Source organism: Ruficoccus sp. ZRK36, assembly GCF_019603315.1.
Lineage (GTDB): Bacteria > Verrucomicrobiota > Verrucomicrobiia > Opitutales > Cerasicoccaceae > Ruficoccus.
The window spans coordinates 3,016,082-3,043,020 of record NZ_CP080649.1 but is presented as its reverse complement, the minus strand read 5'-3'; the positions used below and the strand labels follow the sequence as shown (position 1 = coordinate 3,043,020).

The 26,939-nt window shown below is 54.4% G+C and carries 29 protein-coding genes and 2 tRNA genes; 28 read left to right on the top strand and 3 right to left on the bottom strand.

What is annotated here, in order from left to right:
- Positions 1-134: 134 nt before the first annotated feature.
- Positions 135-692 (bottom strand): sugar O-acetyltransferase, encoded by a 558-nt coding sequence (locus K0V07_RS13350; protein ID WP_220621884.1) that lies wholly within the window; start codon positions 690-692, stop codon positions 135-137.
- Positions 693-1,306: 614 nt separating this feature from the next.
- Here K0V07_RS13350 and K0V07_RS13345 point away from each other — a divergent pair.
- From K0V07_RS13345 to K0V07_RS13275, 15 genes are all read left to right on the top strand, one after another.
- The gene (locus tag K0V07_RS13345) at positions 1,307-2,128 is read left to right on the top strand and encodes a hypothetical protein (RefSeq protein ID WP_220621883.1); all 822 of its coding nucleotides are present in this window, start codon (positions 1,307-1,309) and stop codon (positions 2,126-2,128) included.
- Positions 2,125-2,469, top strand: a complete 345-nt coding sequence (locus K0V07_RS13340; protein ID WP_220621882.1) for a hypothetical protein — start codon at positions 2,125-2,127, stop codon at positions 2,467-2,469. Before K0V07_RS13345 ends, K0V07_RS13340 begins: the two co-directional genes overlap by 4 nt.
- 483 nt (positions 2,470-2,952) lie before the next feature.
- Complete coding sequence (locus K0V07_RS13335) at positions 2,953-3,453, top strand: hypothetical protein (RefSeq protein ID WP_220621881.1); 501 nt, start codon at positions 2,953-2,955, stop codon at positions 3,451-3,453.
- A 33-nt stretch (positions 3,454-3,486) separates the two neighbouring features.
- A complete protein-coding gene (locus tag K0V07_RS13330; RefSeq protein WP_220621880.1) occupies positions 3,487-4,254 on the top strand; it encodes a DUF1883 domain-containing protein in 768 nt (255 codons plus the stop codon).
- Positions 4,255-4,373: 119 nt separating this feature from the next.
- Positions 4,374-4,703, top strand: a complete 330-nt coding sequence (locus K0V07_RS13325) for a hypothetical protein (RefSeq protein WP_220621879.1) — start codon at positions 4,374-4,376, stop codon at positions 4,701-4,703.
- Positions 4,700-4,888, top strand: coding sequence for a helix-turn-helix domain-containing protein (locus K0V07_RS13320; RefSeq protein ID WP_220621878.1), 189 nt, complete (start codon positions 4,700-4,702; stop codon positions 4,886-4,888). The genes K0V07_RS13325 and K0V07_RS13320 overlap by 4 nt, the downstream gene beginning before the upstream one ends.
- A complete protein-coding gene (locus K0V07_RS13315) occupies positions 4,885-6,225 on the top strand; it encodes a site-specific integrase (protein WP_220621877.1) in 1,341 nt (446 codons plus the stop codon). Before K0V07_RS13320 ends, K0V07_RS13315 begins: the two co-directional genes overlap by 4 nt.
- A gap of 342 nt (positions 6,226-6,567) precedes the next feature.
- Positions 6,568-7,716 (top strand): replication endonuclease, encoded by a 1,149-nt coding sequence (locus K0V07_RS13310; protein WP_220621876.1) that lies wholly within the window; start codon positions 6,568-6,570, stop codon positions 7,714-7,716.
- 56 nt (positions 7,717-7,772) lie between these two features.
- Positions 7,773-8,219 (top strand): hypothetical protein, encoded by a 447-nt coding sequence (locus K0V07_RS13305; RefSeq protein ID WP_220621875.1) that lies wholly within the window; start codon positions 7,773-7,775, stop codon positions 8,217-8,219.
- 124 nt (positions 8,220-8,343) lie between these two features.
- Positions 8,344-8,658: a type II toxin-antitoxin system prevent-host-death family antitoxin gene (locus tag K0V07_RS13300; RefSeq protein ID WP_220621874.1), complete on the top strand. Its 315-nt coding sequence runs from the start codon at positions 8,344-8,346 to the stop codon at positions 8,656-8,658.
- Entirely contained in the window at positions 8,655-9,065 is a 411-nt protein-coding gene (locus K0V07_RS13295; protein ID WP_220621873.1) for a putative toxin-antitoxin system toxin component, PIN family, read from the top strand. The genes K0V07_RS13300 and K0V07_RS13295 overlap by 4 nt, the downstream gene beginning before the upstream one ends.
- 190 nt (positions 9,066-9,255) lie before the next feature.
- Positions 9,256-10,632: an ATP-binding protein gene (locus K0V07_RS13290; protein WP_220621872.1), complete on the top strand. Its 1,377-nt coding sequence runs from the start codon at positions 9,256-9,258 to the stop codon at positions 10,630-10,632.
- The gene (locus K0V07_RS13285; RefSeq protein ID WP_220621871.1) at positions 10,622-11,305 is read left to right on the top strand and encodes an RloB family protein; all 684 of its coding nucleotides are present in this window, start codon (positions 10,622-10,624) and stop codon (positions 11,303-11,305) included. Before K0V07_RS13290 ends, K0V07_RS13285 begins: the two co-directional genes overlap by 11 nt.
- Before the next feature lie 58 nt (positions 11,306-11,363).
- Positions 11,364-11,957: a hypothetical protein gene (locus K0V07_RS13280; RefSeq protein WP_220621870.1), complete on the top strand. Its 594-nt coding sequence runs from the start codon at positions 11,364-11,366 to the stop codon at positions 11,955-11,957.
- Positions 11,954-12,160, top strand: a complete 207-nt coding sequence (locus K0V07_RS13275) for a helix-turn-helix domain-containing protein (protein ID WP_220621869.1) — start codon at positions 11,954-11,956, stop codon at positions 12,158-12,160. The genes K0V07_RS13280 and K0V07_RS13275 overlap by 4 nt, the downstream gene beginning before the upstream one ends.
- Before the next feature lie 1,263 nt (positions 12,161-13,423).
- On the opposite strand, the gene K0V07_RS13265 is transcribed toward K0V07_RS13275, so the two are convergent.
- A tRNA-Asn gene (locus K0V07_RS13265) sits at positions 13,424-13,498 on the bottom strand.
- A gap of 242 nt (positions 13,499-13,740) precedes the next feature.
- On the opposite strand from K0V07_RS13265, the gene K0V07_RS13260 reads away from it, so the two are divergent.
- The 9 genes from K0V07_RS13260 to K0V07_RS13220 all read left to right on the top strand — a co-directional run bounded on the left by K0V07_RS13260 (position 13,741) and on the right by K0V07_RS13220 (position 21,749).
- Entirely contained in the window at positions 13,741-14,373 is a 633-nt protein-coding gene (locus tag K0V07_RS13260) for a 50S ribosomal protein L25 (RefSeq protein WP_220621868.1), read from the top strand.
- A gap of 31 nt (positions 14,374-14,404) precedes the next feature.
- Complete coding sequence (gene pth, locus K0V07_RS13255) at positions 14,405-14,995, top strand: aminoacyl-tRNA hydrolase (protein ID WP_220621867.1); 591 nt, start codon at positions 14,405-14,407, stop codon at positions 14,993-14,995.
- On the top strand, positions 14,992-15,297 hold the full coding sequence (locus K0V07_RS13250) for a 30S ribosomal protein S6 (RefSeq protein ID WP_220621866.1): 306 nt from the start codon (positions 14,992-14,994) through the stop codon (positions 15,295-15,297). The genes pth and K0V07_RS13250 overlap by 4 nt, the downstream gene beginning before the upstream one ends.
- A 66-nt stretch (positions 15,298-15,363) precedes the next feature.
- The gene (gene ssb / locus K0V07_RS13245; protein WP_220621865.1) at positions 15,364-15,804 is read left to right on the top strand and encodes a single-stranded DNA-binding protein; all 441 of its coding nucleotides are present in this window, start codon (positions 15,364-15,366) and stop codon (positions 15,802-15,804) included.
- Between the two features lie 155 nt (positions 15,805-15,959).
- Positions 15,960-16,556 (top strand): hypothetical protein, encoded by a 597-nt coding sequence (locus K0V07_RS13240; RefSeq protein ID WP_220621864.1) that lies wholly within the window; start codon positions 15,960-15,962, stop codon positions 16,554-16,556.
- A gap of 129 nt (positions 16,557-16,685) precedes the next feature.
- Positions 16,686-16,762, top strand: a tRNA-Val gene (locus K0V07_RS13235).
- A gap of 490 nt (positions 16,763-17,252) precedes the next feature.
- A complete protein-coding gene (locus tag K0V07_RS13230; RefSeq protein ID WP_220621863.1) occupies positions 17,253-19,832 on the top strand; it encodes an alginate lyase family protein in 2,580 nt (859 codons plus the stop codon).
- 220 nt (positions 19,833-20,052) lie between these two features.
- Positions 20,053-20,754, top strand: a complete 702-nt coding sequence (locus tag K0V07_RS13225) for a prepilin-type N-terminal cleavage/methylation domain-containing protein (RefSeq protein WP_220621862.1) — start codon at positions 20,053-20,055, stop codon at positions 20,752-20,754.
- Between the two features lie 137 nt (positions 20,755-20,891).
- A complete protein-coding gene (locus tag K0V07_RS13220; protein WP_220621861.1) occupies positions 20,892-21,749 on the top strand; it encodes a PEP-CTERM sorting domain-containing protein in 858 nt (285 codons plus the stop codon).
- Positions 21,750-21,819: 70 nt separating this feature from the next.
- On the opposite strand, the gene K0V07_RS13215 is transcribed toward K0V07_RS13220, so the two are convergent.
- Entirely contained in the window at positions 21,820-22,083 is a 264-nt protein-coding gene (locus K0V07_RS13215) for a hypothetical protein (protein ID WP_220621860.1), read from the bottom strand.
- 27 nt (positions 22,084-22,110) lie between these two features.
- Here K0V07_RS13215 and K0V07_RS13210 point away from each other — a divergent pair, with 27 nt between their 5' ends.
- The 4 genes from K0V07_RS13210 to K0V07_RS13195 all read left to right on the top strand — a co-directional run bounded on the left by K0V07_RS13210 (position 22,111) and on the right by K0V07_RS13195 (position 26,930).
- Positions 22,111-22,854: a hypothetical protein gene (locus tag K0V07_RS13210; RefSeq protein WP_220621859.1), complete on the top strand. Its 744-nt coding sequence runs from the start codon at positions 22,111-22,113 to the stop codon at positions 22,852-22,854.
- 73 nt (positions 22,855-22,927) lie between these two features.
- Positions 22,928-24,337 (top strand): hypothetical protein, encoded by a 1,410-nt coding sequence (locus K0V07_RS13205; RefSeq protein ID WP_220621858.1) that lies wholly within the window; start codon positions 22,928-22,930, stop codon positions 24,335-24,337.
- Positions 24,338-24,380: 43 nt separating this feature from the next.
- On the top strand, positions 24,381-25,808 hold the full coding sequence (locus tag K0V07_RS13200; protein ID WP_220621857.1) for a hypothetical protein: 1,428 nt from the start codon (positions 24,381-24,383) through the stop codon (positions 25,806-25,808).
- Positions 25,809-25,895: 87 nt separating this feature from the next.
- Positions 25,896-26,930 carry a LacI family DNA-binding transcriptional regulator gene (locus K0V07_RS13195; protein ID WP_220621856.1) on the top strand — a complete coding sequence of 345 codons (1,035 nt, stop codon included), beginning with the start codon at positions 25,896-25,898 and terminating at the stop codon, positions 26,928-26,930.
- The last annotated feature ends 9 nt before the right edge of the window (positions 26,931-26,939 follow it).

The window sequence follows — 26,939 nt, the reverse complement described above, 5'->3', positions numbered from 1 at the left end:
GTATGCGCCCTCATTTACGGGTCCCGATCAACAAAAAAGCCACTCGATGGGAGTGGCTTTCGGAAGGTTGTTTGAGGCTCTAAGCGAGCTAAGCCCATGTTTGCTCTAGAATGGCCACTCGCGCATACCAGACTTTATTCGATACTGCGGATCATCTTGGCGGGGACGCCTGCGACGATACAGTTATCGGGGACGTCTTTCGTGACGACCGCGCCTGCGGCAACAATCGAGTTTTCCCCGATCGTCACGCCGGGCATTATGCTCGCATTGGCACCGATCCAGGCGTTCTTCTTGATAAGTATAGGCGCGACAGTGAGCGAGTGTCGTTCTTTGGGGGATATGGGATGCCCTTCGGAGAGGAGGCTTACTTTTGGCGCAATAAAAACACCGTCTTCGATCGTTATTCCTCCGAGATCCAGAAATACGCAGTCGAAGTTGATGAAGACGTTCTTACCGATTTTCGTATGCTTGCCGTAATTGATCTGAAAGGGAGTGAAAACGGCGGTGCTTGGATCGATCTCCGTGCCTGTTATCTGGCTCAGTAAGGCACGTATTTCTTCTGAATCGGAGGATTGATTGAGCTGGACGATTAACTTCTTTGTGGCGAACGAGGCGTCGCGAAGCTTGTGGTATTCAGGGTCGTTGAAGGCGACGGTCTCGCCATTCCGAAGTCGGCAGAAAATATCACTCATGGTTTATGAAGGTTGAAAGTGTAATCAGTGGGCCTTTGGGGATCGCCGGGAAACGCTGAGAGGGGTGGGGCGCTTCGTCATTGCACAGGCGTCGGTAAGGCTAACTCCCAAATGTATAATATAGACGGGTGTAGTCGAGAAGCTCTTTACTGCGCATCAAGGATACTGCCATCAGAAATACCATGATTGGCTAGCGGGTTACCTTGGCCTTAGCCGGCTAAGTCACACAAACACATCGCAAAGTGTTTATTTAAAATGGCTGCCCGGGCTGGGATCGAACCAGATGTAGAAGGCAGGTTAAACGACTCGCAGCCTGAGAGTTACGAAAATGGCGAAAGCCGATTGACTGAAAGATTGACTAAGTCCCCCGTCACAGCTGGCGAACTGTTTGGGGATTTGGCGGAAGTCCTGAAGGCGTGGCCGCATCTCTCGCGGGAAACCAAGCGGTCCGTTCTGGCGATTATTCATGTTTCCCGGGCCGACGACGAGCCGCGCCGCAGGGAGCAAGACAGCGAGTTCCCAAGCTCGCTTGCTCCATGCGGGAAAAGCGCGGCGGGACTGGCTCTAGGCCCAGCCCATGACCTCCCCCGGGAAACCTCAACTGAGGGGGACGCATGATCTCGGGCACCGTCTCCCCCTACATCCCCAAGTCGTGGTTTCACCCGCTCGGGATATTCAAGGTCGTGGCCGCACTGCTTCCGCGCCTGCCCGATGTCTCGGGCTGTCTCTTCCTGACCTTCACTGTCAACCAACTTTACTTTGGCGGGCCGGAGTCAGCCTTTGATTACTCCCGCGCTCGCCTGCGGAAGCTCTTCTATGCGCTGCGCAAGGGGGTCGAGTGGGAAGGCAAACGCTACCGCATGGACGCGCCTTACTGCGTGAAGGTCGAGTTTCACAAAAACGGCTGGGCACACTTCCATGTTGTTTTCCTGACCAAGCGCCACCTGCCCGGCGCACTCCTCAACCAGCTTTGGGGACTCGGGCGAACCAACGTCAAGCGGATCAACAACAAGGATTTTCAATACCTGCTCAAATACGTCTGCAAGGGCGGGCAAATCCCTGAGTGGGTTCTCAACCGAAAAAGCATGCGCATCTTTCAAAGCTCACGAGGATTCTATAAGGATACGCCAGCGGATGCCAAAGCGGATGAACCAGCCACCGAAGAAACGGCGGATGATCTCGAAGCGGAGGAACAGGACGCAGAAGAAAGCAAGGAACGCCTGACCATTGGCGAGCGCATTGACCGATGGTCTCACCGGGCACTCTTTCAGGATGACCATAAGCACTACCGGTTGCTGCGTCTTCAGGTGCCTTATTGGGAGCTGCTAGGCTCGTTAGTCCTGAAGCTCGTACAGGCCGGGCGTTACCTCGGTCGCGGCATGATCGAGATCAACAAACCCTTTCAACTCGAAACCCTCGAATCATACACATCATGAATAACAACACAGAAACCAAACCGACCACCAATAAGGTGAAAATCGACAACAACGGAATCTTCGTTCGCGGAGTGCCCGTTTCCACGACGGCCCGAGCTGTGCGCAGAAAGGACGGCTCAGGCTCATTCGTGATCATCACGACCGAGCTTGCCACCCAGCCGGGGCTTGTCCTCTGGGAGCAGTTCCTTGACCCGGTCCAGCGCACCGACATTCAGCTCAAAGACGGCACTGTTACCGCTTTCCCCAAGCCCAAGGAATACGAGCCGATTACCTTGAAGGCCAGCAAGACGGCTATGCGTGGCGACATCCTGGTCCTATCACGGGCCGAGCTTGTTGCCTGAGGAAAGAAAGGATCAAGGGCGGAGCGGATGCACGCTTCAGCGTGCGCCGCCCGCCCTTTTCCTTGTTTACATGAACAATAACTGTCCAAAAGCAGAAACCTATCTACCATAGAATAACATAACGAAATCAATAAGACGGATGCGCAAGACTTGACGAACTGTATGAGTCAAACCAACCTGAATTGATAAGCTACGCCATATGGAACAAATAATAACGCAAAACAAAAGCCATGGATGTTGAAAAAGCTTTCGATGCGATTACAAGCCCACTAAAAGAAAGGATTTCCCATCCGTTTATAGGTGCATTTTTACTTGTATGGCCATTCGCAAATTGGGAGCTACTGCTTGTCTTATTATTCGATCCACGTCCAATCGTCGAGCGGCTTACCTATATACATCAGTCATATTGGAGCACACTTCACCTGTTGTGGATCCCACTAATATCGGCATCCGCATTTTTGGTACTATCTCCATGGACTAAATTTGTATATTTTTTATATTGTTCGACGCCAGAATTCCTCCACCGACGCCAGAATTCCTCCACCGACGCCAGAATTCCTCCACCGACGCCGAGAATTACTTCAGGAACAAAGAGAGGTTGAAGAAAAGAATAGAATTGCCGAGCTAAGGACATATCTCGCAGAGCAAAAAAACATTCAAGCACAGCGAGAACGCGAAGAAATACAAAAACGTTTAGAGTCCGCCCAAAAGCGTCATGACGCACTCGAAAGAAGTATTCGAGATTTAGAATCTTATCGACTAAAATTACGGCGACGTTCTCCTAAAGAATTGGCGTCAGATCTCTATCCGTCGGTTGTTACTAGAGAAGATATACGATCCGCAATGCAAATGCTTTATCGCCGAATTCGTCAGCTTCGAGAAATGGAAAACACTGAAGTTGAAGCTCCCGGGCAGCTCTACCTCCCATTTTTAGACACCAAAGGAGGGGGAAATGATGAGAGGAGCCAACAACAGGGAAGCTAATCTTTCATAACCATTTATTTCTATATCATAATTATGAAATTTACACACTATAATCTGGGTCAAATGAAGGGAGGGGAAATAATCGAGGTCACTCTTCAGGGAAGTGCTGCAAATGTGCGCTTGATGGACTCTAGCAATTTCAACGCTTATAAATCTGGACGACGACATACCTATTATGGCGGATTGGTCAAGAGATCTCCCTACCGAGTTCAGGTCCCCCGAGGAGGACAATGGCACATAACCGTTGACATGGCTGGACTCATAGGAACCGTTCGGTCATCGATAAGACAATTGCCACAAGCTCTACCCACAGCGCATGAAGCTCCGTTGTCATCAGTACCTTCATTAGTCCATGGCTTCCCCCATGAGTCATCCGATGCCGATGCAAGAGAATTCGATGTATTTATATCACATGCGTCTGAAGACAAAGATGAAGTAGTTCGCCCGCTGGCTCTCGCTCTACAGGCAGGTGGCCTAAAAGTCTGGTACGATGAGTTTGAGTTGAAAATTGGTGATAGTCTACGTCGGAAAATTGATACCGGTTTGGCAAAGAGTCGCTTTGGTATAGTAGTTTTTTCGAAAGTATTTCTTTCTAAGGGATGGACAAACTATGAGCTAGATGGATTGGTCACTCGATCTGTAAATGGTGAACAGGAAATCCTCCCTATTTGGCATAATGTCACTAAAAAAGAAATTATAGAATATAGTCCGTCCCTTGCAGATCGTCTTGCGCGGAGCACATCGACTCACACCGTTGAAGAGATTGCAGACGAGATCATTGACTTAATCCAAGGGCATTAAATCTACTATAGCCCTTAAAGTTGATACAGCGAAATGGGCTAAACTTGGTCAATTCCGATTTCCATGATATATTTCCAAAATGAATTGACATTTAGAAATGGAAATGTATAGTGGAAATCATGAGTAGATTACCATCACCCGAAGAATTATTCTCCAAGGCATCCGGCGTCACAGAAGACTCGATGCTTTTTCCCTATCGTGGCACGCTTGTGCTTCTGCGCCAGCGCGGTTTCAGCTATCGCGGAATTGCAAAATGGCTTAGTGAAAACGGACTGGAAACGAACCATACCAGTGTCCGTAATTTTCTGGATTCGTACAGCCGAGACGAAGAGCTGGCAAACGACTTCCAGCAGGCGCAGGATGAAGCCTACATCACGCTGCAACGTCGGGGCGTCTCCGCTCCAAAACCCGATCTCGAAGACCAACTTGAACGGGAGGACGAACAATGATTGCTGCCGATACCGCCATTTCGATTGAGCAAGTCGCCAAGGTTCTCGGGATTTCACGCCGGAGCGTTTACCGGCTGATTGCCGACGGTAAGTTACCCAAGCCGCTTAAAGATCGTGGTCATGCCCGCCTGTTGCGTTCTGATGTCGATCAGTATCTCGAAAGTATACGAAGGGGCCGCAAATGAAGCGCCGCCCCATCTTCAAACGTACACGGCGCGTAAACGGCAAGGTCGTCGAATCCGAATACTACTATGGCCGTTACCGTGTGCAGGGAGGCAAAGGCTACAAGGCCGTCCCCCTGGAGACCACCGACTACGAAGTCGCCGAAAAGCGGCTCCGTGAGTTCAAGAAGGTCCTTGAACTGCGCCACGAGGGCTTACCCATCCCCTCGCACCTCTGGGGTGCTCCTACGCGCTCGGTTGAGACCCTGCTTGACCAATACAACGCAACCCTGACCGGCAAAGATCGAAGCGAAAAGCATGTCCGCGACACGGTAAACCGGATCAGGACCGTGACCGATTACTGTAAGTGGGAATCGATCTCCGAAATCTCGGCGGTGGGCTTCGAGAACTGGCGCTCAAGCACCCCGATGGACAAGCGGCGCGGTATCCCGCTCGGTGTAAAAACGCTGATCGAATATCAAAATAGCCTCTCGGCCTTCTGCAACTGGCTGCGCAGCCTCGGCTACCTTGAGAGAAACCCGCTGGAGTTCGTCGAGAAGGGCGAAATGCGCGGCAACGAACGCAAGCTCCGGCGCGAGTGGTCCGATGAGGAGTTTGAGACCTTCATGGAACTGGGCAAGCCACCCAAACGCGCCGACTATCGGGACGCGGTTTGGATCATCCGCTGGACCGGTTTACGCAAAAACGAAATGCAAACGCTCCGCTGGGGAGACGTGTTTATCGATGGCCGCAAGCGGTTCCTGATCGTCCGCGCCAAGAACTCCAAAAACAGGCTGGAGGAAAGCGTTCCTCTAATGCGCAAGGTTGTTGAAAAGCTCCGTCAGATGCGCCCGGCCGACTACAAGCCCGAAGACCGGATTTTGAACTACAGGATTCCCGGCTCTGAGCAACTGCGGATGGATTTAAAGCGTTGCGGGCTGCAATATCGCAATGATTTTGGTGATTTGGACTTCCACGCCCTGCGCCACACCTTCGGCTACTGGTTGGCCGAACGGGATGTTTCCATGACCAAGATTCAGGCGATCCTGAGGCACAAAGACTCCCGCACCACTGAGAAACACTACGTTAACGTGCCTAAGCTGGCCCAGAAGATGACCCTCGCTGAAATCTTCGACGGTCCGACAGAAGAGGCAAAAGCGTTGACTGAAGATTTGACTAACTCTTTCGGCTCAGAGGGGCAATTGCAGTCACATTGTGACACAAGAAAGGACGAAAGCGGCCTTTTGCAAAAGCTTGATGAAAAGGTAGATAGTCTCATTCAGGCGCTATCTGGCACGATAGGTATCAACCTGAAAATGGCTGCCCGGGCTGGGATCGAACCAGCGATAATCGTTCACTAAGCAGCCATCAGACAGGGGGTTACGAAAGCACCCCTGCCAAGTGCACTCCAGATTGCACTCCACACGGGGGATTTCCGCCTGAATTAGCGCGGATCATTGCCGCTTGGCCTGAGCTGCCACGCGGCCACCAAAAGCGAATCCTCAACGTCCTGCGCTCCCACCAGAAAGGGGGTAAGGCGTGATTCTCGTACTGGTCGAGGTTGGTCGGGTCGAAGGGGAGCCGCCCCGTGCTGAGCAAGACAGCGCGCCCTCTGGCTCGCTTGCTCAAGCGCGGAAACAGGCGGCGGGACTGGCTCTAGGCTCAGCCTATGACGCTAACCCGCCAACCGGGGGAGGTGCCCAATGAGCACCCACAAAAAAGCCCCCGCCATGCGGCAACACGGCGAAGGGCAAACATCGGAAGCGGAAAACCTCTCGAATGGTGCTGATTACATTCGGCCAACGAGTAGCTGTCAAGCTCCCGCGAGGGACGACGAGGCAGCGCGGAGCACGCCGGAGGGCGTGCCCGCACTGCCCGGCGGCCCCGAGGGCGGCGCAGCCGCCCTTCCTTGTCTAAAGAAAAACAACTCAATAACAGAGGCAGCCAATGCTCTGAGGCAACACCCGCCGGAGATGGTTCACAAGGTGGACGGGCCAAGAATCTGGCTCAACCTGCCGGACGGGTCACAACGCCGTTTCGGGCCTCCGACTCAGGGTGAACTCAAGAAGAACTTCGCGCTGGAAAAGAATATCGAGTACATGGCGAATCATTTTGGAATTGAGCGGCTGGGCTTCCTGACGCTGACCTTTGCCGATAACGTGACAGACTTCCGCGAAGCGCAACGGCGTTTCAATTCGCTGGCGACAAACATTCTGCGCAAGAACTTTGAAGCGTGGGTGATTGTGGTCGAGCCACAGAAGCGCGGGGCCGTGCATTATCATCTGGTCGTTGTCTGCCGGTCGGACATTCGTACGAGCTTTGACTTCACAGCCTTTCGGGAATGTCAGAACGAATACCGCACCAACGGCAAGACCGCGCGTTTCTATGCCCTGCTCAAGCAATACGCCACCACGGCTTCCCCTGAACTGCGCCACCTCTGGGCACACTTGCGAGAAGTAGCCGGACACTACGGCTTTGGCCGGTGCGAACTCCTGCCGATCCGCTCCAATGCTGAGGGCATTGCCAAGTACGTCGGTAAGTACCTGGAGAAGGGCAGCCAGTTCCGGGGCGAGCAATTCAAAGGTGCCCGCATGGTCCGCTACTCACGGGGCTGGCGTGCGGTCACTCAGACGTTTGCATGGCTGGATACCGGCAGAGAGTGGCGCAAGCTCGTTGCCCAACTCGCCCATATCCTCGGCTGCGACTCACTCGACGCCCTCAAGGAACGCCTCGGCAAGAAATGGGCCTACCACGCCCTGAACCTCCTCAAGACCTTCCCTGACGCTACACCGCTTGAGCTGGCCGTTGTTTTGGGCGGAATAATTCGCAGGCCATCATCCATAGAGACGTAAGCATTCAGATATATTGATTTTTAAGATACAATAGCTTTAGGATCAGGGTATTCACCATGAAGCTTGTATATTGCTTGTCGCTGTTACTGCTGGTCTCCTCTTGCACTCCTTCAGGCAGGGAACATAACGATAAACTTGATCTCAAGATTCATAAGGCCGATCAACACCCATACCTGAAGGACCATAAGCGAATACTAGTAGTCGCGCTAGCTGGCGATACGATCGGTAGCATAGAGTTGTACAGTGACCCGGGTGGCGGAGCATCATTCTACTATATCAGGGCGGATGATGGGATCACGGGAATCGACGCAAACGGCATGTGGTATGAGATAACTAAAAATGGGATTAAGCCATTGTCATGGCATTGGATGACGCCTCTACCAATGGGCAAAGCGTATCGAATCGTAGCCAATAAATCGGGAAACTACATCACTGAAGAAGTTGACCATGTAGACTTAAGCGATGTCTATGCGTACAAGGATCCTCCAGAATCTGAGAGTTGATCATCCGTTGAGCACTTAGCCAATATCGTCTTGTAGCCTACTGGCCGAAGGGATGCAAATTCTTCGGTAGTTTAGATTTGGCTTTTATGTTGATGAAATCGGACAATTGTCCTACGGTAGCGGCATGGTATCGTTTATATCCACTCGCGAGCTTTCCAAGCAGCCCGGCAGGGTCATGCGCAAGGCCAACGCCGAAGGCCCCCAGGTCATCACTCAGAACGGGGTGCCTGCGGCCTACCTCGTTCCGGCCAGCGGCAACGGCATAGAGTCTGATCTGGACGCGCTGCGCCGCCTGCTCATGAGTCGGGCACTGGATGCCGCGCAGGCAGAAGCCGCCCGCACCGGAGCCAGTGAGCTGACGATGGACGAGATTGACGCCGAAATCGCCGCTGCCCGCAGCGAACGCAAAGCCCGCAAGCAGAAAACCAAGCAGGCATGAACGTCCCCGTATGGGTCATTGACACCAACGTTTTAGTGTCTGCCGTCCTCACGCCGGGCGGCAACTGCGACAAGATCCTCCGCGCTGCCATCGAGGGAAAGATACGCCTCGCGTGGTCCTCGCAAATACTCGCTGAGTACCGAATGGTTTTATCGCGCCCCAAATTCAAGCTGCCGCCTACCATCGTGGCCACCATTCTTACATCGTTCGGCCCCGCCACACAGGTTACCCCCTCCGAAGCCCCCGAACTTCCCGACCCCGACGACGAAGTTTTCTTGGGCACGGCCCTGAGCACTCCCGATCAAATTCTAGTGACTGGAAACACCGCCCATTTCCCGCCCAAAACCTGCGCCCCGGTCCAGATATTAACGCCTGCGGAGGCCGTTCGATTGCTAGCTGGAGGCTAAAAGAGCGACTCATACGACTGACTTGGGATGTTGCAAATGAACTCCTTCGGCAGTCCCACTATGGTGGCCATTGGATTCGTGTACCTAGATGTAAGACATTTTTTTTACGAAAAAATCGGCAAAATGGTCGTTTTTTCTAGTAAAACCAAGGGCAAATCTATATCCTTCCGAGAAATAATCTCAAAAAGTCATGATTGTTACGTTTTCAGTTTCTAACTTCCGATCGTTTAGCGAAGAAGTTACATTTTCTCTTGTTGCCAGTTCTAGAGCAGGTAATGACCAAAAAAACCATTTAGTGCCTATTCCAAATAGCGACATGTCTGTATTACGGGCTGGCGTAATTTATGGAGCAAATGGTTCTGGAAAGTCTAATTTTTGCAAAGCATTAGAGTATTTAAGGTCATTAGCCTTAGACGCTCAAGAAAAAGGCAGTGGAACCGGAAGAGAACCGTTTAGGTTTTCCAAGGAAAATTGCACAGATAGTTGCTTTGATATTCAGTTCATTTCCAATGATAAGCTTTATCGGTTTGGGATTTCAGTTGATGATGATAAAATTATAGATGAGTGGTTGATCCTCATAGAAGGCAAACGAGAACATGTAATTTACGAGCGATCGACAGATAAGAACGGCAATGTGACAGTGGATGGAAAGGGGCTTAAGTCTGCAGATAAAAAGCTTCGAGCACTAACGCATGTCGGTGGAATCAAGGAGCAATCTTTCTTGGCTACAATACGAGCAACCTTGGAGCAGAATAGTTTTAATGATTCTATTCGTGATGTCATTCAGTGGTTCGACACTGGCATTACATTGGTAACGCCCGACAGTAAGTTTAAGCCAATTGGGCATGTATTAAGCGAGGACAGCGATTTCTTAACGTTTTCTAGTGATTTTTTGCATGCATCATCAACTGGCATTGACAGGCTTAATGTAATAAAGAGGGAAATTAAGGATGACGAAATCAGCATCTACTTGAGATCGGATGATTTTTTAGACAAATTCGTTAAAAGCCTCCCTGAGGACAGTAGGGGAGTTGTTGAAATTGGACCGACTCAAGAAATATCCATAGATAAGAAAAATGGCATCAAATTTTCCTTAATTAACATTGAGTCAATTCATAGTCATGAGAATGGAGAAGACATCTCCATGGACCTTTCGGAAGAGTCTGATGGAACGCAGCGATTACTTAATTTATTGCCAGCACTTCACGATATGAAGCAAAAGAATGCAGTATTTGTTATCGACGAAGTCGAGCGTAGTATGCATCCATTGCTTATACATAAGTTTATGGAGTATTTTCTCGGTGGATGCTGTGATGGCCGAAGCCAGATGATCGTGACAACACATGAGTCGCACTTGCTCGATCAAGAGTTGCTTAGGCGGGATGAGGTTTGGTTTGCTGAAAAAGATCAGCGAGGTGCTAGTAAGATGTATTCACTATCGGACTTTCAGCCTCGGAGAGATCTTAAAATCGAAAAAAATTATCTAGAAGGACGCTTTGGGGCCATTCCTTTCTTGGCTGGCATTGATAGCTTACGAAAAAGGGGGGATGCATTAAATGAACTCTAAGCGGCGAAAACCTCGACCGTTAAAGAGAGACCAACAACAATATCGTGATGATCGGCTTTATGTTGTGGCCTGCGATGATCGCTATGCTCCTTCGCAATATTTTTCAGCCTATCGAAAACACTTCCTTGGTGCGCGTTTGCACGTTGTTGTTATACCCACTGAGGATGGAACATCTTCGGCGGAGCATGTTTTAAACCGGCTCTTGGACTATAATATTGAGACCGGAGATCAACGGTGGATGCTGCTAGATACCGATCACTATATTAAAGGTACGCATCGAAAATCATTCATGAAAGCATTGTCTCGTGCCGGCAAAGAGGGCATTCGTGTTGCATTGAGTCGCCCCTGCTTTGAGTTATGGCTACTCCTTCATCATGTTAATAATAATGATAGAAAATTTAACCAAATAACTAATGCAAAAGATGCATGTAGTCTTTTAGACTCAATTCTTGGTAATTATAATAAGTGTAGGCTGCAAATGGAGCATTTTCCCCTTTCGTCTATTCCGCAGGCCGTATTGTCGGCTAGCCTGCTAGACTCAGCCGTAAAGGGAGGGAGTATCCCCGATGGCAATACTACTCGTGTGTTTCAATTGTGGCAAGAAGTAGTCCGCAATGCATCATTAGCTCAGTTGCCCGATGAGCTTCAAGAGCTTAAGGCGAAATTGGCCTAATATTTTTTTGTACGCTTAATGGTTGACGAAAATAAACCAGTGGACACAATTGCGCACCATGATCGATTACGTCGAGGTGCCAGAGTCGCTTTATCCCGTCCTTGGGGAGCCCGATCCGGGGACGCGGATTTACCGGAAAGACGGGCCTAGCGAAGAGTGCGGGGCTTGGTTTAATGCGGTGACTGAGCTGGTTGGCCCCTGTGTGTCTCCCGGTGGCGTGTGCATGTATTGCCCCGTCACGCGGGCAGCGGTTCACAAGAAGATCAAGGAAGGCACTTTGACGATCTTCCTTTTTCACACGACCCATCAGGCAACAAACCTTTGGGGCAAGAAGAAAACTTACCGGGATTCGCCTTACGGGTATGTGCCTGTAATTGAGGCGCAGCAGTGGCGCAGGGACATTGAAGACCGCGCCATCATCAAGGGGACGGTGACTCGCGAAGAGCTCGAAGGAGCGCACCCGGATTGGAGAGGGGATTTTCTGGAGTGGCGCAAAAGTAATGAGCGCATTCCGCTTGGGGTCGTGCTGGAGCAAAACGGCATGAGCTATTGGGACTTTTTCAAAGAATTTGCCAGCGCATCAATCGGTGGGCTGACAGACGCCATCCGACCAAAAAAATCAATCCGAACTGGGAAAGGTAAAAAACAATGAGTGAAATCAAGGAAACACTGAACGACGACAGCCTGCTTAACCGCAAGGAAGCGGCTGCCTTTTGCAAATGCTCCGAGCGGGAGATCTCGCGCTACGTAGACCGGGGGCTGAAAAAGATCGTCTTTGGACCGCGTAACGTGCGTTACCGGCTGCGGGATTTGAAGAAGTTCATCGCGCGTCATCTCAAAACCGCTATGGCCTGATCCAATGAGCGTTTTCAGACAACCCCGCGGCAACGGGAAGTTCTCTAAAACGTACTCCTGCTCAGTCTGGATCAACGGCAAGAAAACAACTCGCTCGCTACGTACCACCCATCTTGACCGCGCCCTTAAGCACGAGAAGGAACTCAAGCAGGGGATTGCCCTGCAAGAGCAAGGCCTGCCGGTCCCGTCTCATCTGTTTGGCGCACCTACGCGGAAAATCCTCGACCTCGTCGCCGACTACGAGCGTTCACACACAGCCAAGCGGCTGCGACAGAAGCACGTTCACGACACGGTGACGCGCATTAAAACACTGGCTGAGTCCTGCAGCTGGGAAGACCTGGGTGACATAGCGCCAACCGGCTTCGAGCAGTGGCGCGGACAGGCTCCGGTTTGTCAGCGGACGGGTAGGGTGCTTTCAGCCAAGACGATAAACGAGTACCTGCTGAGCATGCGGGCCTTTCTCAACTGGCTGAAAAAGCAGGGAATCATTGAACGGGACCCGCTGGAGTATATCGAGAAGTGCGAGACACGGGGGAATGAGACCAAGAACCGCCGCGAGTGGACGGACGACGAGCTGGAAACGTTCATGCGCTACGGCAAGCCTCCCCATCGGGCAGACTATCGCATCGGAATATGGCTGTTGCACTGGACCGGCCTGCGCAAAAACGAGCTGCAAAACCTGCGCTGGGGGGACGTGTTCATCGATGACGGGAAGGCACAAGCCATCATCCGCGCCAAGTACTCAAAAGGCCGAACCAGCGAGCAAATCCCCCTAATGCCCAAGGTTGTGGCGCAATTGCACTCCATGCGGCCGACGAAATGGAAGCCAGAGGACAAGGTTTTAGCGTTCCGCCTGCCGGGCTCCGAACAGTTTCGGGCAGACCAGAAACGAGCCGGATTGGTGTACCGCAATGAGTTTGGAGACCACGACTTTCATTCTCTCCGTTACTCGTTTGGCCACTGGCTGGCTGTGCGTGGCGTCTCCCTGCTCGTTATTCAGTCCATCCTGCGACACAAGGATTCCTCAACCACAGCCAAACATTACATGAATATGGCCAAGCTGGCGGTGAACAAGACGCTGGAGGAAGTTTTCAGTTCAGAGGGGTGCACTCCAAATTGCACTCCATTGGGCGGCCAAGAAGGGCTTTTACGGTCACAACCTGTCACAAAGTCCGGCGGGCTACAAGATTTGCAAACGATTGTGAATGACGCAGTTAGTCGCGCTCTGGCCCCCTTTGTCACACAGGGACTCATCCCTGAAAATGGCTGCCCGGGCTGGGATCGAACCAGCGACCAAGTGATTAACAGTCACCTGCTCTACCGCTGAGCTACCGGGCAACTCTACATAGCGGAAAGCGGCAAAAGAAACGTTACTGGACAGGGCTTGGCAAGCATGAATTTAAAGCTTTTTTCAAAAATATTCGAAAAGGGGGAGGGTGAGGCACCTGGAACCCCCGAAGACAACAGGGTGGGAGGGCGTTTGGCGTGTATAAAACTTAGCCTTGCCTTTCGTGGTCGAGCCCTTACGTTGTCCCGCTTTTCCACATCGCCGGAAGTACCGGCCAACCTAATAGAATACCATGTCAGAACACACCCTATCCGTATCAAAACGCGAAGGTCAGGGCCGGGGCTTTTCCCGCCGCCTGCGCGCACAGGGCAGCATCCCTGCAGTCATCTACGGAAAAAGCGGCTCCGAAAAGCTGGCCGTGACCGAGAAAGACTTTATGCTGCTCATGCGTGAAATTGGAGGCTCGGCCACCATCGTGACCCTCGAGGATGACAAGGGCGGCAAGACCGCGACCCTCATCCAGGACACCCAGCGCAACCCGCGCACCGACCGCTTCGAGCACATCGACTTCCTCGAAGTGAGTGCCGACCAGGAGATCACCGCTCAGATTCCGGTGCACACGCACGGGGAAGCCGTTGGTGTGAAGACCGGCGGAGGCTCGCTGGAAATCGCCCTGCACGAGGTCGAGGTTTCCTGCCTGCCGAAGAACCTGCCCGAGCAGATCGATCTGGATGTCTCCGGCCTCGATGTCGGCGATATGATCCACGTCTCCGCTCTGCCGAAGCTCGAAGGCGTCACCTATCAGGGCGACCCCGAAACCGTCGTTGTCATGTGCAATGCTCCGATGGCTGAGGAAGCTCCTGCTGAGGATGAAGCCGAAGCTGCTGGCGACGACGCCGAAGCTAAAACCGGGGAAGAGGCCTAAGCTTCTCTCCCTTTCACGTTCTTTAATAGTCATGTCCATCGCCGTTATCGCCGGCCTGGGAAACCCCGGGACGGAGTATAACGGGACACGCCACAACATCGGTTTTGCCGTGGTGGATGCGTTGGCGACCGAGCAGGGAGCGGTCTGGAAGAAAGAAAAGAAGTTCCAGGCCGAAACTGCGAAGGTCAGCCTCGCCGGGGAGCCCGTCGTGCTCATGAAGCCGCTGACGTACGTCAACGAAAGCGGCCGAGCCCTCGGAGCCTGGCTACGTTTCCACCGGCTCACGCCCTCGGCTGCAGCGGTCATCTACGACGAGATCAATCTCGATCTGGGACGGCTCAAGCTCAGCGTGAACGGCAGCGCCGGTGGCCACAACGGGATCGCCAGTCTGCTGCGTGATGCCGGAGCCGGTTTTTTGCGGTATCGCATCGGGATCGGCAGTAAGACCCACCCGGCGATGGATTTAAAAGACTGGGTTCTGGGCCGGTTCACGGAGGCGGAAAATGCCGTCCTGACCACCCGGATGCCCGACTATACCAAAGGCCTGCACCTGCTCCTGAGCCGGGGCGTGGATGCGGCCATGAATCAACTTAACACACGATCACATTCCGAATCAGCATGAGCGACACAGCAACCCAGCGCCAGTATCTGGCCACCGTCATTCTTGACACCCGTAACTACACCGAAGCGGTGGAGACCCTGATCGAAAAGGTCAAGGACGCCTTCTCCAGCCTCGGTTTTGAGGTGACCAAGGTGGATAACCTCGGTCAGAAGGAATTCATCCGCACGCCGGACCGCCACTTCCAGGCAGGCATCTACGTGCAGTACTCCCTGAGCGGCCCGGCCGAAGCCACCACGCAGATCCACGAGAAGTTCCGCCTCGACAAGCAGGTCAACCGCATTCTCCTCCAGTCCAAGGACTAGGCGAAAAGCGCCCCGCAGCTCCGGATGACAGTTGACCCGTAGCGAACGGGCCTACAGGCTCCTCTTATGGCCTCATTTAACAAAGTCATTCTTCTGGGAAACCTGACGCGCGACCCCGAGGTGCGTGTCACCCCGGGCGGCATGTCCATCTGTAAGTTTGGGATCGCCGTGAACCGTACCTTCAACACCAAGGATGGTGAGAAGCGCGAGGAAGTCACCTACGTCGACATTGACGCCTTCGGGCGTCAGGCCGAAGTCATTGCCAAGTACCTGAGCAAGGGCCGTGCGGTCTTCGTCGAGGGGCGGCTGCGGCTGGACCAGTGGGACGACAAGTCGACCGGCGAGAAGCGCAGTAAGCTCGGTGTCGTGCTGGAGAACTTCCAGTTCGTCGGTGGGCGCGAAGACTCCGCTGGCGGTGGTTACGACCAGAGCTCACCTCCTCCTCGCACCACGGGGCGCCAAGCACCGCGAAACGAGCCGGATGTGGACGAAGACGTACCCTTCTGAGCCACTCGAAGACTCTTTCTGACAACGGATCCACCCACGGGTGGATCCGTTTTTTTGGTCTGGGGCCAATTATTTGCGTATTGATCGATACTTTTTCATGGAATAGGGGTTAAATAATAGGTATCCGACAGATGATGCTGTTTTCACAGTCCCGTATGCTCCAAGTCGCCCGCTGGTTACTCCTCGCGGGTGCGGGGCTTTGTGGGAGTGCAGCAGCAGCCACGGATACCAACCTGGTCGCCAGTTCGCCCTTTCTGCCGCCAGGGTGGGGCGATAAGCCTGCCACCACCGCGACACGCCCCCCGCCAGTGGCCCCCGCCATTAGCCGCCAGTTGGAGTTTCGGGGCCTGATCGAGATCAACGGCGTGACGCGCTTCAGTATCTTCGACAAGAAGGAAAATGAAGGCTACTGGCTCGAGCTCAATGAGACGAGTGGAGGTTTTGAGATCCTGCGCTATGACGACCTGCGCAAGAGCATTCTGATCAGTACGGGCGGGTCTACAGAGGAGATCGCGATGGCCTCTCCCGACGACAGCCCGATGCAGATCAGCAACAGCATCTCCCCCAGTGTAAAGGCGGTGACCTCACCAGCCACGATGGTCAGGCAAGCCTCGACGAGCAGCACCGGTCGCAAGTCCGGGCCGATCATCCCGCGTCGGCGGCTGATCCGCTCGAATAATGACTCCAATACTGCAAATCAGACCGGGCAGCAGGAGCCGCCTGCCAATCCGGTGCCGCCTCCAGGCAGGTAGGCGAGTCTGGCGGACTACGCCGCCCCGTGCTGCTGGAGCTGATCTCTGGCAGCCGTCCATGTAAATGCACTTTTTTGCGCATTCATGGCTTGAATTCCTCTCTCAAACGCCCAAGATGCTCCTTTTTCCGGTCGTTTAGCTCAGTTGGTTAGAGCGCCACATTCACATTGTGGAAGTCACTGGTTCGAGTCCAGTAACGACCACCATTTTGGTGGTTTGAGCCCTGTCCGGAAAAGGCCGCAATGATGCGGCTCTGAACGCTTGCAAGGGGATGCGGTGTGGCAGTGTTCGCTAAGGCGTTTTTTGCCCAGCTTCATGATAAGTCTAGGTGTGGGATATGAGGACGGATTGTCTTATCTTCACATTGCTATGTGTCTATACCAAATTCTGTATAGCGCGTATTTTATTTCACGTCGTGATTTATCGGTAGCGCAAACTCACTGCTCATGCGGATGTTTAAGGATAATGTTAAGTATTTTAAATTATTTCACTAAACAAGTGCAGTAGGAAAATCGTTTAGGTGTCTTGAGGATCAAGGTTATGGTGTGAAGTGCAGCGGACGTTGCATGTTCTTTAACCCCAACCCATTACCCCATGATGTTATCCCTAAAGTGTCTTCCTACACCCGTGTTCATATTGGCCCTTCTGGTCGGTAGTTGTTTTTCCCCTACAACATCCCGGGCTGCGACGCCTTCGATGCTGGTCAACCTGAACTATGAAGAGCTGGTGGCTATCCGTAATGAGATCCGCTCCGCGAGCCCAGACCCGGGCGTGTGGAATGCGTATCAGGCTCTTATCAATAAAGCTGACAGTTACCTCGATGATGTGCCGGCCTCTGTCATGGACAAGCAGCTGACGGCTCCCTCCGGTGACAAGCACGATTACTACGCGATCGGCAACTACTCCTGGCCCAATCCAGACACGCCGGACGGCATGCCGTATATCCGCATCGATGGCTACAAGAACCCCGAGGCGAAGGAATCGGACAAGTGGGACAAAAAGGTCTACAACCCGATGGTCAGCAAAGTCGATACGCTGGCGTTGGCCTACTTCTACACGGGCGATGAGCTTTATGCCAGCAAGGCTGCCACCTTGCTCTACACCTGGTTTATCGATCCGGCCACCCGGATGAATCCGAGCCTGAACTACGCGGGCGGGCAGCCGGGGGTTTCCGAAGGGGTTTACTACGGCATCATCGAGACGGTCGTGCTGATCGACATGCTCGATAGTGTGCAGTTGCTGACACTCTCGGATAGCTGGACCGAGGCGTACAACGACGCGCTGAAAAGCTGGTTCTACGACTACACGACCTGGTTGCTGGAGAGCGACTTTGGGATCCTGGAAAGGAATATGGCCAACAACCACGGCTCCTGGTACGCGGCGCAGGTAGCGGCCTTCTCCAAGTACACCGGTCATCCAGCGCGGATTTTGGACATGGTGGATTTGGGGAAAGACCTGATCGAGTCGCAGATCGCTGCCGATGGCAGCCTACCGCTGGAGCTGGCGCGTTCGAATTCCTTCATGTACTCGATCTACGGTCTTCAGGCGTTTACGGCGTTGGCCCGCTGTGCCGAGTTTGCCGGGGAGGATCTCTGGCATTACACAGCTCCGAATGGCCGCAACCTGAATATGGCCTACAACTTCATCGCTCCCTACCTGAGCGGTGAGCTGGCATGGACATGGCCCAGTATCAGTAGCTCGGTATGGCATTCGATTCAGGTCATGCGGTTAGCTTCCAGGGTCTACTACGAGCAGCCGCTGGTCGTGGCCGCTGAGCACCTCGCTGATGTCCACGGATCCGATACTTCCTATTATCGCATCGTGCACATGCTCGGGACGACACCGACGCAGGTGCAGTTCGCCTTTGACGACTTCGACAGCTACACGACCGGCTCTACGCTCAATGGGCAATCCGGCGGCATCGGCTGGAAAGGCGCCTGGTCCAGCGTGAGTGGGATCGAGGTGTCCAATACGGCGATTACCTACACACTCGGAGAGCTTCAGCTCGGGGGCGGGAAGTCTCTGAAGGTGGACGTTAACAGCGCTAACGCATTCGCGCGCGATGTCCTCGATAATCCCGATACAACCGGGCAAGACTACTATGTCAGCTTTCTCATGCGCATCGAGGGTGACACGGGAGCCCTGCCGACCAGCGGCTATAATCCGTTTGCCGGGTGGCAGGCGCGTGACAGCTCCCCCGATCCAGCGAACGATACCGTGGGCATCACCGGTAAGGCCGGCAAGGCAGGTGCCCGCGTTGCCAATGCCGATGAGCGCATCTCCACCGTTCTGGAGTATGGCCAGACTTACTTCGTGGTGGTCCAGTATGGCGGCTGGGATGGCAGCAACTACCAGACGGCCACCGTATGGCTCAACCCGGATATCAACGACGAGTTCACGGCCGATACGTCTGTGAAGGCGACCAAGACCAGCACTGTCAGCGGTCAGGGATCGGATGGGTTCATCGGCGTGCAGGTGCGTACTGTCTCTCTGAGTGAGGATGCGTACTATCTGTTCGACGATGTGAGTGTGGGGCGCACCTGGCGCGAGGTGGTGCCTGTCCCGCAGGGGGGCACGGATGGCTTTGACATGTACTGGCCCGGTACAGCTCTCAACGGTCTGGGTAATGACCATGGCTGGGACGGTGACTGGTCTGCCGTCAGCGGCGCGACAGTCTCCCAAGAGGAGATCACCTATTCTCTGCCGGGTGGAGTGACCCTCGGCGGTGGCAATACGATGAAGCTCGCGAGTACCAGCAACACCGCATTCTCCCGTAACCTGCTGCCCGCGGTTGACCTGAGCGGCCATGACTACTTCGTCAGCTTTATCTTCCGCGTGGAGGGTGGGGAAGGCCCCCTGCCGACCAGCGGGCCGGGGCCGTTCTTCGGCTTGCAGGCTCTCGATGCGACACCTTCTTACGCGAATGATACGACGGGTATCATCGGTAAGTCCGCGCAGGTCGGAGGGCGAGTCGCTAACTCCGATGCGAAGGTCTCTACGGTGCTGGAGTACGGCCAGACGTACTTCATGGTGGTCCAGTATACCGGCTGGGATGGCAGTAACTATCAGACCGCCACGGTCTGGCTCAACCCGAGCTCATCCGATCAATTCACGACCGACCCAGCCATCAAGGCAAGCCGCACCGTGACCGGGACCGATCTTGGCTCGGACGGGTTTATCGGGCTAATGGGCCGCACATGGTCGGTGGATGAGACGAATTACTACCTGTTGGATGATATTCGCGTCGGCTATTCGTGGGGCGAAGTCGTGCCTTGAGCTGCGTGCTGACCCTGCCGGGAGGCCGACAAAAAGCCTCCCGGCAGGAATTTCAGTGTCCTCTGTTTTTTGGCCTCAAATACCCTCGGTGCGCCGGGTTGGGTATAGAGGGAAATATACGCCATTTTTCATGCGCCCTCTATCCCTTTGATAGTCTTGTCGATATGTATCGAATTTATTTGGCGGGCACCTTTAGGTATGGTCGGCTATATTATTAGGCATGTTCTACCCCCCTCGTCGACAAACGCGAATCCATCCCCGAGGATTCTCTCTGGTCGAGCTTCTGATCACCATCGCTGTGATAGCTGTCTTGGCGGCGATGCTCTTTCCTGTCTCCAAGGAGGTCATGAAGCATGCGGCTATCTCCAAGGACCTTTCCAACTTGCGGCATTTACAGGCCGCAAACATCCTCTACTCCAACGAGCATGAGGGTAAATATGTGCCGGTTGGTTCGTTTAATGAAGATGGAGCCTATGGTACGTTTTGGCACCGCAATCCGGATTTTGCGCCGGTTTATCTAGGCGTTTCGGACTTGGACCGTTGGCCGGACGAGTTGCTATCTCCGTGGGCAAATATCTACGAGAGTGATGGCACCCGCTCGATCGAGCGTTCCTATGGGTACAACTACACCGGATTGGGCTCTTACGGTGTGCCGGGGACATCCCGCAATGCGAAAACCCTGACCGTCACCAATCCGGCCAAAACATTGGCATTTGCCGATGCACTCGACTGGCAGATACAGATTTACGGTGCCTCTCGTTATGTGGGCGAGGAAACCGTTGAAAACATCAATGCTAACTCTGCGATCGCGTATCGCTATGATGGCTACGCCGGGGTCGTTTACTTTGACGGACGCGCAGAAATGCTCAGCCGCGAGGAAGTCATCGATAACCGGACTTTGTGGACGATTCAGCAGGACTAGTCCTGCCGGGCGATACGCCACCGTCCCTTCAAATCCAGCTTTAGTATATCTGTATAAACTATGCGTCTGTTGCTGTGCTTTAACTAACAAATTAGCCTTTCATTCTCATCAAAAACAACCTGTCACACATCTATCCCATGAATAAAAAATACGTTATTATAGCCGCATTCTTCATGTTCTTTCTGAATGCGCTCCATGCTCAAATCTCACTCACCGAGCAAACCTACACCCAGGACTTTGATAGTCTGAACCTTAATGCAGGCCTGCAGACTTGGGCTGATAACAGCACGATTCAAGGCTGGTACTCCATGACCGTGACTGACGATGGCGGTGAGGTGACCACAGATAACACCCACTACCGTGCCTCCAATGGCAATAACCAGACGGGATCGGGCTCTTCGGTTTACGCCTTCCGCAGAACAAGTACGGATGGCACGCTCGGCTCTCTGTCCACGACGACCAGCAACGGCGTCTTTGGGGCACAGTTTGCCAACAACACCGGCTCAACGATCACCAGCTTGAGCATCAGCTACTCCGCTGAGCAGTGGTCATGGGGCGTTGGTACGCAGCTGAACTCCCTCGTCTTTTCCTACTCGACAGATGCGACCAGCCTGAGCACGGGCAACTGGACCGAGGCCTCCTCTCTGAGCTTCACGGCCCTCTATGCCGATGGTACCGGCACCGCCCTGGACGGAACCAGCGACACGATCTTCAATGGCAGTTCATATGACGAGAAGACGGCTGGCGAGGCTGGCGGGCCAGGGGCTCTGAACTACGTAGCAGTCTCCGGGACGATTACCGGACTCTCGGTCGCCGACAGTGAAAATATCTGGATCAAGTGGGTGGACAACTTCAGCGGAGAGACCGGCTACGGGCAGGGACTCGCGATCGATGACCTGAACGTGACCGCCGCGGTGCCCGAGCCCTCGACAGTGGCGCTGTGCGTGACCGCCTTGATCGGCGTGCTGTGTCTGCGCCGCAAGCGCAATCGCTAAGACATCCGCTTCCTTTCCAGTCCAATCACATGCTTGTAGGCTATGAATAAGCCCAAAGGGATAGACCTGCTCAACAATTACCGCTTGCCGCAAGTTTTCGGCCCGGATGGGCAGGTGTTTGCCTTCGTAGTGGGCCGCGTGTCAGGTCATGCCAGAGGATGAGGAAGTCTCCGATGATGAGTCGAAGCCAGTTGAAATCGTTTTTCTCGGACAGGGAACCCTTGTTTTTGATGATGTGTTTTCCGGGATGGATGCCTGCCTTGAAAACGATTTTGTATGACTTCGCGATGACTGCAAAACCAACCAGAGTTGGAAACTCACCGCCTATTTCCATAACCAATATAAAACCCGTTTTTTAACCATGAGTAAGATCCAAACCCTTATCGTGTTGGCCTCGTCGCTGACCGTTACTGCCGCCACCGTTACTGAAGCCAAGGTCGTATTTTCCGACGCTTCGGAGTATTACCAGTCCTTCGAGGAGGAGGCCTATGGTGTGAGCAGTGAGACTGACATTAATACCTCGGGTACCTACCCCTGGACAGATAACGCGACGATTGTCGGGTGGTACGCTGTTGTGGACGGTAAGAGCGCGTCGAAATACGGGGCCACGAATGGCAACAACCGTAAGGGGGACGAGGGCATCTATCTGTTCCGTAAGAACGGTAAGAATGGGGCATTGGGCACGCTGCGGAAATCCTCCACCACCGGGCTGACGGCCATCGGACTCGAGATCGGTAACGATACCGGCGCGAGCATGACCGGGTTTTCCATTAAGTACAAGGGGCAGCAGTGGCAGCAGAACAGTGGCGGGGCCGACCAGCTCACACTTCAGTACTCTACCGACGCGACATCGCTCACGACAGGGAGCTGGACCACAGTGGATGATTTGACCTTTAAGAGCATCAAGGACTCCGGCTCAGAAGACTATGCTGGCCTGTCGCTCTCCGGCAGTGTGCAGAGCGAAGACGTATCGGGCAAGATCACGGGCCTGAATGTCAAGGATGGGCAAAGCATCTGGATTCGCTGGGTGGATGAGGACAATAAGGGTGTCGATCAGGCCCTGAGCATCGACTCCCTGAAGATTAAACCGACCCTCTCGAAGTAACGCTCCGTGAAGCTCCAACAGGCGGCGATCCAGTGCGTGCCGGATTACCTCAGACCAGAAAAGACATAGAACGATGACAGAACGGACCTCTAAACTCTTCCCGCTCACACTACTGACTCTGGCGGCTCTCGTGTCGGCACCTGCTCACGCGGTATCGGATAGTCAGCCAGTGGACGATGCGCTCAACCGCCTCGAAGTGCTCTATGATGGTATGTTGCCATGGGTCGCCGAGCTGTATGATCCCGAGAGCGGCGGCTTTTACGAGTCGCTGGGATTAAAGAAAAAACTGGAGCCGAAGGACTATGGCCCCGACATCCAGTCGACGCATAACTGCTTCTCTTTTATCCGCCAGTCGGACCAGTATGCGAAGATGCCGGAGTCGTTCCGGGAAAAGCTGATCCACTATTTCCAGAGTCGGCAGGACCCCGAGACGGGCTACTTCGTCGATCCTGACTATCCGGACATGTGGGACAACCAACGCGTACTGGGGAGGGCGCTGTCGTTCTCCACCGGCTCGCTTCGGGTGCTCGGTGCCAAGCCGCTGTATCCGCTTCCCGGCGAATCCGCGGCTCCTGCTAAATCTCAGGGAAGCTCAGCTACGCAAAAAAACGGCAGCAAATCATCCGGCAACGGAGAGGGTGGGGCTGCTCAAGTAAACGCGCAGCCGTCCAAGCAGATTTACCGTGTCCCCAGTACCGTCACGGAGAGTGCTGCAGCGGAGCCGAGTACGCCTGATAATGTGTACCGGGTCCCTAGTGTAGCGGATCTGGACATGTCGAGTGTGCCTCCTCATTTAGTGTCGGCAGAGGCGATGCGGGCGTGGATGGATGAGCGTCCCTGGGACCACGCCTGGACGGCAGTCGATAACATCCAGTCGCAGTCGACGCTGATCAAGACGCTCCCCGAGCCGCTGCAAACGCAGATCGTCGATGAGGTCATCCGGTACATTTCAGAGCGCCAGGAGGCCGATACCGGATATGTAGGCGGTGGCAATGATGCCGTGCGCCTCTCCGGGGCGTTCAAGCTCGTGCTGTTCTGCCGCGCCGTAAATCGCCCGATCCCGGCAGCAGACAAGATTCAGGCAACCGTGATCGAGTGGCTGCAGTCCGGCTCAGCGACTGACAGGATCTTTTTTATCCGCAATGCCTGCGACATGCTCAATATGCTGATCAAGCAGACGGGGAACGAACTGACCGAAGAGGAACTCGTATCCGTCATCGAGTTTGGGGTGCGTGAGCTCCGTCGTTTTCATCAGGACGACGGCGGTTTTTGCAGCTTTACCTATGGTAACTTCGTCAGCCCCAACGATCTGTATCTGGGCAAGAACTCCATCCCGGCCACGGCAGGTCCGCAAAGTGACGTCAACGGTACCCGCATGGCGATAGCTGCCCGTGACGCCCTCTATGGGCTGGCTGGGCAGAAAGCTCCCAAGCTGCAGATGGATGGCTTCTGGGAGGCCTGCCTGAATACACCTGTCTATTAATGTCGTCCGCACACCCGACCCGCTCCTGATGTTCCACCGCCCCATGCTGTCCCTGATCAGTGCTGTCTGCTGCTCTCTGTTGCTGGCTATCGGTAACCTCTACGCGGAGGACTCCCGCGCAGAACTCCAGGAGGCTCTGTCCGAGCTCGACGCCCTGTATGCGGATGTCTTGCCGTGGATGGCGCAGTTGTATGACCCGGATAGCGGCGGCTTTTATGAATCTATCGGCCTGAAGGAGAGGAAGGAGCCCAAGGATTACGGTCCCGATATTCAGTCCACGTTTTTCGCCATCGTGATCCTGGCAAACTCTGACATGGTGGAGACGATGCCGCCGGCTATAAAACGCCAGATGGTCCGGTACTTCCAAAGCCGACAGGACCCGCAGACGGGGTACTTCGTCGACCATGACTATCCCGATATGGTGGAGAATCAGCGTGTGCTCGGGCGGGCGCTCAGCTTCTCCCTTGGCTCTTTGCGTATGCTTGGGAGCGAGCCCCTTTATCCGCTGCCAGGGCAGCCGCGTCGGCCATCTTCCCGTCGACCGGAGAAGAGCGCTCCTGCTCCAGCAAAAGACACCAGAGCGGAGACATTGCCGAGTCCTGCCAGAGTCGATACGCGCAGCCCGCCATCCGCTCCCGCTCAGGGCGAGCATCCGAATGTCTACTATGTGCCCGCTGCGCAGAATGTTTACCGGGTGCCGAGTGCAGAGGACCTTTCGCGGCTGGATACTTCTAGTTTTCCTCCGCATTTGGCCTCGGTTGAGGCCTTTCGGGCGTGGCTCGATGAGCGCCCCTGGGAGCACTCATGGACGGCGCTCGACAACCTCTCCTCGCAGTACAAGCTGATCAATACGCTGCCTCAATCCTATCGCGATGTGATCATCGACGAGGCTATGCGCAATGTGGAGGCGCGCCAAGACCCGGAGACAGGGTTGATCGGAGGCGGAGACCTGCAGGTGCGTATTTCCGGGGCGTTCAAGTTTGTGTCGTTCTGCTCGAATGTCGGCCGCCCCATTCCTCGCGCTGCGCAGATCCAGCAGACCCTGCTTGAGTGGTTCGCGGATGAGCCCGAGATCGACCGCATCTTCTTCATCCGCAATGCCTGCGATATGATGGACAAGCTGTGCCGGAGCACCGGTCGTAAGCTGACCAACGAAGAGTTGATCCAGGTCACCCGGTTTGCGGTGTCGCAGCTCAAACGCTTCCGCCAGGCAGATGGCGGTTTCCGCAGCTTCACGTTTGGTTCATTCGTCAGCCCGAATGATCTCTATCTGGGAAGAAACAGCATCCCGGCGCAGGCGGGGGACCAGAGCGAAATGAACGGCACCTCGAATGCCTACCGCGTGTGGAAGGCGATTTACTGGCTGGCCGGACAGGAGCGGCCACGCGACAGCATGGAGGGCTTCTGGGAAGTCAGCCTCTCGGAGTCCCAGCCAGAAAAGCGGGATGGCGCTAATGCGGCGGACGATTGACGGAAGGGATTATCGACGGGTTTGACGAAGCCTATGTCTCATGACATAGGCTTGAGTTCGTTACCCTCGCTGTTATTAGAATTGCCCATGGATGATGCTCGGCCGACGCAGAAAGAGATCGCCCGACTGACAGGGCTGGCACAGTCGACGGTCTCCATGGCTCTGGCAAATAACCCGCGCGTGTCGGAGAAGACACGTAAGTATGTCCATGAGATCGCTGGCCAGCTCGAGTACCGGCCCGATCCGTATCTGACGGCCTTGTCGGCCTACCGGAAGCGTTCTGTCAGCGCCAAATACCAGGCGACGCTGGCATGGGTGGGGAGCGATCCCGATAATGAAGTCTGGAGCGTGATCCCTCCCTTTTACCGGCACTACTATGAGGGCGCTGTCGAGCGTGCCAGGGAGCTGGGCTACCGGATCGAGGAGCATAATCTGGTAAAGGGCGGGATGACGGGCCAGCGCCTTTCAAAGTTACTCTGGGCGAGGAATATCCCGGGTATTTTATTCGCACCACAGGCGAGGCCCGGTGCTTCTCTGGTTTTTGATTTTTCTCATTTTGCTGCGGTGGCCTTCGGTCATACGCTGGTTAGTCCGGCCATCCACACCGTGGTGTCCCATCAGTCTAAGTCCATGCTCAAGCTGCTGGACGAGCTGCAGAAGCTGGGCTACAAGCGCCCCGGGCTGGCCATCACCCATCAAAGCGATAACCGCACCATGCACAACTGGTCCTCAGCGTTCTGGGGGGTGCAGCAGACGCTGAAGCCGGAAAACCGCGTGCCGATCCTGATGGTTAAGGAGATGTCAGCAAATGTGTTCAAGGTGTGGCTAAAAGAAAACCGCCCGGATGTGGTCGTGACCGAGCAGCGGTACGGGCATGCCTGGCTGGTTGAGGCCGGTGAAAGCATTCCGGAAACTATCGGCCTGGCGATTATTACCCTCAGGGACTGGCAAAAAGGCTACTCGGGCATCATGGAAAACTCGCGCTTGATCGGGGCGCGTGCGCTGGAGTTTCTGGTCGACCTCATCCACCGCCGGGAGCATGGCGTCCCAGAAGTCCCGACGACCCTCATGGTCGATGGCTCATGGGTGGAGGGGACGACTGTCCGCAGACAAAACCCGTGAAGAGCGCGA